Here is a 6923-nt window from a genome sequence, read left to right as displayed (position 1 = left end):
GCGCCAGAAGACCTCGCCCTCCTGGCCACCGCCGGTCGTCAGATCCTCGGCTTCGACATGGGCCATGATGACAATGTGCTGCGCTACGATCAGGACTACTACACGCTCAAGGGGACCGACAGGCCAATGGCCTTGTTGCCATCCTCGGAAGGCGCCCTCTTCCACAATCTCAACACCGGTGGCGACGGTGTGTTGTCGTCACTGGCCTACATCGCCCCGTATGAAGTGGCCGCGCTCTACAGCGCGTCTCGTGATGGCCGGTTCCATGAGGCACAGGCCATCCACAATCAGCTTGCACCCTTGATCGCGATCATGAACGGCCATGATATCAACACCCGTGAGATGCTCTGCCGCCAGGCGGCCCATCTCCGCGGTCTGCTGGCCTCGCCCGATGCCCGTGGTCTGGACACACCGCTCTGTCCTCACCTTACCGCCAGTCTACAGAGCACCCTCGATGACATCGCACTCAAGCCGATCAGCTGGGTCTGATCGCCGAATACGCGACCCACAGCATGTTCCGTCTTATCGTTCGATCCCGCGATATTGGCCCTTGCCGCGATCCGGTGTGCGATCCAGCCTTTGTATCTGCTCGCGCATTTGGCTCATAACCGGGATTGCATGAGCGACCCCATCAGCCCGCTCCTGTATGAGCTTGCGCTCTGACGCTGATCGGGACTTCAGGGCCGGGTCCTGCTCGATCCCTTTCCGGATGGCCTCGTCCCCCTTGCCGTATCGTTCGGCAAGGCCTTGACGGAACCGCACGACTTCCTGCGCCGATGCTTTATCCGTCATCAAGAGCCGCGTCTGATCATCCTTCTCCTGTCCGGACGGCATCTGATGCACCTGCGCCATCCGCGCCATGTAAGCGTGCGCTTCTGGTGACAAATCAGGGATCGGTTTACGCATCGCAACGCGCTTTATCTCATGTCGGTCGACGATTTTGAGTTTGATCCTGTCGAGCTCAGTCAGATGCTCCTCCACCTTGCGGGCCATTGTGGGCGTCAGCTCTAAGGCTGTGCGGCGCTCTCCATTGGCGATCCCAAGCCGTGTCTTGCCCTGCATCTCACCGAAGGTTTCCGGGGACCGTTCGATCTCGGAGACCAAGGCTTTGCGGTCTCCCTGCTCGGTGTACTGCGCGACCATCCGGTCCACGGCCTGGTCGGGTTCAACGTAAATCCGGTAGGCCGCATCCTGCGCCAGGGCCAGGCTCGGCCGCGCGGTGATATCTTCGGCAGCGCGTGTGCGGATTTCGCGGTCTTCCAAAACCGGCAGGTCCGGAACAGCATCGATCAGTGGTTTTTCTGGCGGCATGTTGGACCTCACTTTGTCTGGTGTTTGGTCGGCAGAACGGTCAGGGGTTTGGGTCGGCGTGCGATCCGGTCCTTCCGTGAAGGCCGTTGCCCGCGCGAGATCCCACGGCCGCAACCGGTCGGTCAGCGGCTGTAGGGTCGCCTGGGTCTCAGCCCATTGCGCGGCAAAGACCTGCTCCCAATTCTCGCGGGCGAAAGATTTCCAATCATCGGGCAAATCACCCAACACCGGTGCATCCTCGTTCGGTTGATGGGATCCATGGGTCAGGATTGCGTCTCTTGGAAAGACCAACCGAAGATCGGCGTTGAACGATCTCAGCTCGTCCGCCGACAGCGCAAGGTTGAGCTCATAATGCGCCGAGCGTGCGAACCCCCGCGCCTTGCGACCACGCATGGTTTCTGAAGCCAGATTGTGAGACAGGCGGTTGACGGCGTGCTGCAAGTGGACGGACATCTCAGGCGGGCGCAGTGCCGGCGGCACGCGCCGCGCAGGCTCTTTACCCCCTTCCTTTTCCGGCACCAGGATCGGTTCATGATCCGGTGCGGGATGACGCAACCGTCCAAACCGTTCCGCCAACCTGTCGAACCGCTCACGTAGATATTGCACATTGGCTTTGACGAAGTCGGTGATGACGCGCGTCGTCGAGAAGCCGCGCCGTTCGGCAAAGCCACGCACGACATCTTTATAATCGACTCGGTCGCGATAGAGCGCGGTCGAGTCCTGCAGCCGATCACGGCACATCAGCTCGACAAGCTCGCCCTTGCTGCGATAATCCTCGTGGGACGCGTAGAGAGAGACGTCATCGCGGTGTCGAGTCAGTGCTACATAAGAGAGCTGCGCATCCATCGTTGGCGACAGATAGACAAAGGCGCGGTCGACCGTGTTGCCCTGTTCCTTGTGGATCGTGCGCGCATAGCCATAGTCGACATGGTTGTACTCATTGGCCCGGAGGGTAATCGGATCAACCTGGCCCTCCACGAGAACTCTGAGCCGGTTCCGGTCTGCCTCGACCACCTGCCCCGTCGATCCGTTGAACACGCCGAGACTGCGCTCGTTCTTCAGGAACAGGATTTGATCACCGGACGCGAACGGCTTGTCCCCACGCTCGGATGCAAAGATGTTTTCCTCGCCAAGCGCACCCTTTGACTTCAGCATCTCCCGCGCTTCGACGTTCAATGCGATCACATCCTTATTGCGGTGTGCCATGATCGTGACATCCGCTGACGCTTGGTGGTAGGGCATCCAGTCCGCAATTAAAGCAGCCCTGGCGTCCTCGTTGTTCTCAGACCAACCGAGCTTATCGTGATCCAGATAGGCCGAGACACCCTCGCTCGCCCTGCCCGATCCGAACGCGATCGCGGCCTCACGCATCCACGGCTCATGCTGCCGGACGACAGAATCGAGTTCGCTATATCCCGTCACATCGACAAAGGCCCGGAAGGCGGCACCGGCCTGAATGGGCTGCAACTGCCGCGCATCGCCCAGCACGATCATCCGCGCACCGGCCTCGTTCAAGGTGCGTGTGATGCTCTCCATCTGGCGCGACGACACCATCCCGGCCTCGTCCATCACAAAGACGGTTTTAGCGTTCGGGAGCATGTCGCCCTTCGCCCATTGATACTCCCAGGAGGCCAATGTGCGGCTTTCAATGCCCGCTTCCGAGCGCAGATTGTCGGCGGCGATGCCGGCCAGTGCCCCGCCAACGACCGTGTAGGCTTGAGCCTCAAACGCGATCCGTGTGGCCTCAGTTGCGGTGGATTTACCCGCACCCGCATAGCCCACGAGTGCTGCCGCACCTGTCTCCCGTGTTAGATGACGAACAACCATTTTTTGTTGATCCGTCAGATCGAAACCGCGCTTTAATTCAAACGCCGCATAGGCTTTCTCGAGGTCCTTGTCCGCAATGGGTGCCGACTGCCGTCGCGCCAACCCGTCGATGTTCTGCAGCATCTGATGTTCCAGCGCGACCATGGTTCGGGTCGAGAACATCGCCTCGCTTGTGGCATCCCCGGTGAACGGATCGAAGGCGGGTGCGGCGACCGGCACCAGCTCTTCATGCGCCCCCACATGGTAGAAGAGTGCCTGGAACTCGGCAGGTGTACATTCGGTCCGATGGATCTCCCGCGCGATGTCATGACGGGTAAACACAGCCTTCTGTGTCGTGATCTTCTTGAGGATCAGTGCCGGGTCATTTGCATAGCGCAGATAGTTTTCCCGTGCGGCCAGCTTGGCCTTCTCGGCCAGTTCCGACACCTCCCCGCGTGCATCCATATTGTCCGACGCAGGACCCCGATGCTTGCTTGGCACCGCATCAATCCCAAGCTCTTCGAACGAGCGGTGATCGACCCGAATGTCATGCCCGTGTTTGGCCAGATGATGGTTCTGCGTCTCGGCCCAAGCCGCGCGCATTTCGCGCAGCCGCTCCTGACTGCCTGAGAATTGCTCATAGCGGATCTTGCCATCCGAGCCGCGCAGAGCCTCTCCATCGTCGCCCAGAACCGGCACACGCTTGGCCCCAAACCCGTCGTCCATGAGCGGCCGCAGCGACGTCATCAAATGCACATGCGGGTTGTCGGCCATGTCATGATAGGCCCAGTCCGCGACGATCCCATGCGCCGAAAGCTCACGTGAGACGAAGTCCCGGACCAGTTCGATGTTCTGCTCTGTGGTCAGCTCAACCGGTAAGGCGAGAACGATCTCTCGCATCAACTGTGCGTCTCTACGCCCCTCATTGGCTTCCACCGCGTTCCAGAAAAACGCACTTGTCTCCGGCGCAATATGCTCCTCGGCAAATGCGGCGATCCAGTTCGGCGCGTTCTTCGGCAGCGCAAATTCCGAATGCGCATTGCCGCCTTTGCGGGAATAATCGATCTCTTCGGCGGTCTCTTCGCGCTCCATCTTGGCGCAATGCCGATAGGCAGCCGCGGCAACGGCGGACCGTCCGCCCCCTTGCCAATGATCTGCGCAGAAAGATGGTAGATCGCCAAACCCCGTCTCCTTTCCGGCCCGCCTGCGGTTGCTGTTATTCACTTCCAGGCGACTAAGACCGCCTCAGTCGCTCCACCGTCGCCTCACACGTCTCATCGTGCGGCCCTCAGCGGCCGCACCTGTCGCTTGCGACGTATAAGTGCGCCGTTGTCCTCTTTTTTTCTATCGCATATTTACCGTTATGTCTATCGTTATATATAGCGATATTATTTGAAATGCTGTATCGTCGGCTCAAAGTCCCTCAATGCCCAAAGACAGGAGACCAAACCCATGGCCAGAAAACCCAAATCAGTCGTCGACATCGACAAGGAGATCGAAGCCCTCAAGGCGCAACGTGTTGCCGCCCTTGAGGGCCGTGCCGACCAGATCGGGAAGATCGCTGCCAAAGCTGATCTGACCACTTTGGAAATTACTGACGCGGAACTGCTGAAGGAGTTTCAGGCGATTGCGGACCGATTTCGCCGCAAGGCCTCTGCGTCCACTCCTGCGAACACTTGATGCCAAAATTGCCAAGGGAGACCAACAGATGCAACGCGCCAAACACGCAGACCGGAAGCAAGAGACGCGCAGGAAAATCCTTATCGGTGAGGCTGCGATGCGCGCCGGCGCGTCTCACATGCCGGTCGACGAGCTCGAAGCGGTTTTCGCCTACTATGTCAAAACAGGTGGCAGCAAAGAGCTCCAGGCGTTTGTCGCTGGATATAGCACCTTAGCCAAAGGCGGAAGCGAAGCGACCCGCCGAGGCGATGTCGAGCTTGAACCGATGGTGCGTTCTGAAAGCGTGCTGCAATGATCTACAAGCCAGAGGTTGCGCCCTATCGCTGGCTCATTATTGGCACTGTCGTTTGTGCTCTGTGTGCGGGATTGGTGTATTGGATTTTCTTTCAATACACCGCATATCGCACAGCGGACGGTGCATCGATCCCGATCAAGTGGGACTATGTGAAAGCCTGCCTACACCCATTCGACCAAGCCTATTGCGGTCAGATCAAAACGGCGATGTCGCCAGACTCGGAGCGACAGTTCTATCTTGGCACAACCACGTTTGCCGCCTTTGTCGTCATGGCAGTGGGCTGCATCGGATACCTGGTTTGGGAATGGGGGCTGCGAGTCAAACCGCTGATCATCAAAGCCGGACTGACCATCGCCGGTCCCAAAGAACTCGTCGCTGCATCCAACAAGGAGATCAAACGCGACGCAAAAGGTCTGCACTGGTTTGGTGATTTCTTCGTCAGCCGTTTGCGCGAAGTGAATCACTTTCTGGTCTTCGGCGCGATTGGTGGTGGTAAGACACAGACGATCCTGCCGCTGCTCCGATCGGTCATGGAACGCGGCGACAAGGTCGTCGTGTTCGACTTCAAAGGCGATTACACCCGCATGGCGTTCTCAAAGCCCACGGGCGCGAAAGAGCCGCAAGCACCACTGCTGCTCGCACCCCATGATGACCGCTCGGTGATCTGGGACATCGCCAACGATCTCATCGTCGAAGAGGATGCGATCGAGGTGGCGAACCGGATCATCCCAGAAACCAAGGATCGGTTTTTCTCAGACTCCTCGCGGACCGTTTTGGCGCTCTGCATCATCACACTGATGAAGACCAAGCCGCAAAAATGGACATGGTGGGAGTTGATGGAAACCACGCAGCTGCCGCTAGAGCAGTTGCAGACCTTCGCCAAAAAATATCATCGTGACGCGATGATCTATCTCAATGCGGACTACCGTCAGGTGTCCGCGACGATCTCGACCATGGCCGCAGGCCTGGGTGCGGTACGCATGCTCGCCTATGGATGGCGCTCGAGCGAAGGCAAGCGAAAAACCTTCTCTCTGCGCAAATGGTTGCTCGATGAAGAGACGAAGGATCGCACGCTTGTGCTGCAACGTTCGGGTCGATTCCAGGATCAGTCCGAGGGATGGATATCCGCCTTTCTGACAGTGATGTCGTCCAATGTGTCCGACGTCTCGTTCGGAGACAGCACAGACCGCAGGGTGTGGCTGTTCGTCGATGAGTTCGCACAACTGCCCAAGGTGCATCGGTTTGAGGCGATGCTTGAAACCGGACGCTCCAAGGGTCTTGCTGTGGTGCTGGGTATCCAGGGTGTGGAGCAGCTGGTGGCCAAATATTCTCAACAAGTTGCAGACCAGATCGAGTCTTTAATCGGCACGAAAGTGATCGCCAAGATCAATGTGGGCCAGACTGCACGACGGCTCGAGGAGCAGTTCGGCAATACAATCATGATCACCCATAGGCGAGATACGGATGGCGGCGGACGGCTCAAATGGATGCGTGAAGAAAAGCGCGAACCGGTCGTGCATCGTACCGACTTCCAGACCGAGCTTGGACCGCTTCTGCACAAGAGGGGTGTCTATGTGCTGGTCAGCGGGATCGGCAAACACATCTACCGTGTGCTGGTGCCCTACTCGAAATCCATCGACATGCGCGAGGCTGAAAAGCCCGCGTCATGGACGATGAAGCTGCGTGAGATTTTCGAAGACGAAGCGGAGGTCGCTAGGCAGAATGACATCACCGCACAAGAGGAGATGCGGTTTGGTGAGAGAGATCGCGACGATCCAGGATATGATTTGTCACGGGAGTAGCAATGGGATGGCGGACTATGAACATAGAA

General features: G+C 58.5%; 5 protein-coding genes. 4 read left to right on the top strand and 1 reads right to left on the bottom strand.

From position 1 onward, the window contains the following. Positions 1-489 (top strand): dihydrodipicolinate synthase family protein (locus ACZ1HF_RS19595; RefSeq protein WP_472659243.1); only part of this gene is annotated, 489 nt, incomplete at its 5' end. 33 nt (positions 490-522) lie between these two features. On the opposite strand, the gene traA is transcribed toward ACZ1HF_RS19595, so the two are convergent. Then, a complete protein-coding gene (traA, locus tag ACZ1HF_RS19590; protein WP_472659242.1) occupies positions 523-4341 on the bottom strand; it encodes a Ti-type conjugative transfer relaxase TraA in 3819 nt (1272 codons plus the stop codon). A 228-nt stretch (positions 4342-4569) separates the two neighbouring features. Between traA and ACZ1HF_RS19585 the strand changes: the two genes are divergently transcribed. Genes ACZ1HF_RS19585 through ACZ1HF_RS19575 form a run of 3 tightly spaced genes read left to right on the top strand, consistent with a single transcriptional unit; the run spans position 4570 to position 6894 of the window. Continuing rightward, positions 4570-4797: a TraC family protein gene (locus tag ACZ1HF_RS19585; protein WP_472659241.1), complete on the top strand. Its 228-nt coding sequence runs from the start codon at positions 4570-4572 to the stop codon at positions 4795-4797. A 28-nt stretch (positions 4798-4825) separates the two neighbouring features. After that, positions 4826-5092 (top strand): hypothetical protein, encoded by a 267-nt coding sequence (locus ACZ1HF_RS19580; protein ID WP_472659240.1) that lies wholly within the window; start codon positions 4826-4828, stop codon positions 5090-5092. Further along, positions 5089-6894, top strand: a complete 1806-nt coding sequence (locus ACZ1HF_RS19575) for a type IV secretion system DNA-binding domain-containing protein (RefSeq protein WP_472659239.1) — start codon at positions 5089-5091, stop codon at positions 6892-6894. Before ACZ1HF_RS19580 ends, ACZ1HF_RS19575 begins: the two co-directional genes overlap by 4 nt. Positions 6895-6923: the final 29 nt, after the last annotated feature.

Source organism: Litoreibacter sp. GN1-5 (assembly GCF_055693805.1).
The sequence above is the reverse complement of the archived record's forward strand: the minus strand, read 5'-3'. Positions and strand labels throughout refer to the sequence as shown.

What these genes read in the sequence shown, in the direction of transcription:
- ACZ1HF_RS19580 (WP_472659240.1), top strand. Translation starts at nt 4,826, where the DNA reads ATGCAACGCGCCAAACACGCAGACCGGAAGCAAGAGACGCGCAGGAAA.
- ACZ1HF_RS19585 (WP_472659241.1), top strand. Translation starts at nt 4,570, where the DNA reads ATGGCCAGAAAACCCAAATCAGTCGTCGACATCGACAAGGAGATCGAA.
- ACZ1HF_RS19575 (WP_472659239.1), top strand. Translation starts at nt 5,089, where the DNA reads ATGATCTACAAGCCAGAGGTTGCGCCCTATCGCTGGCTCATTATTGGC.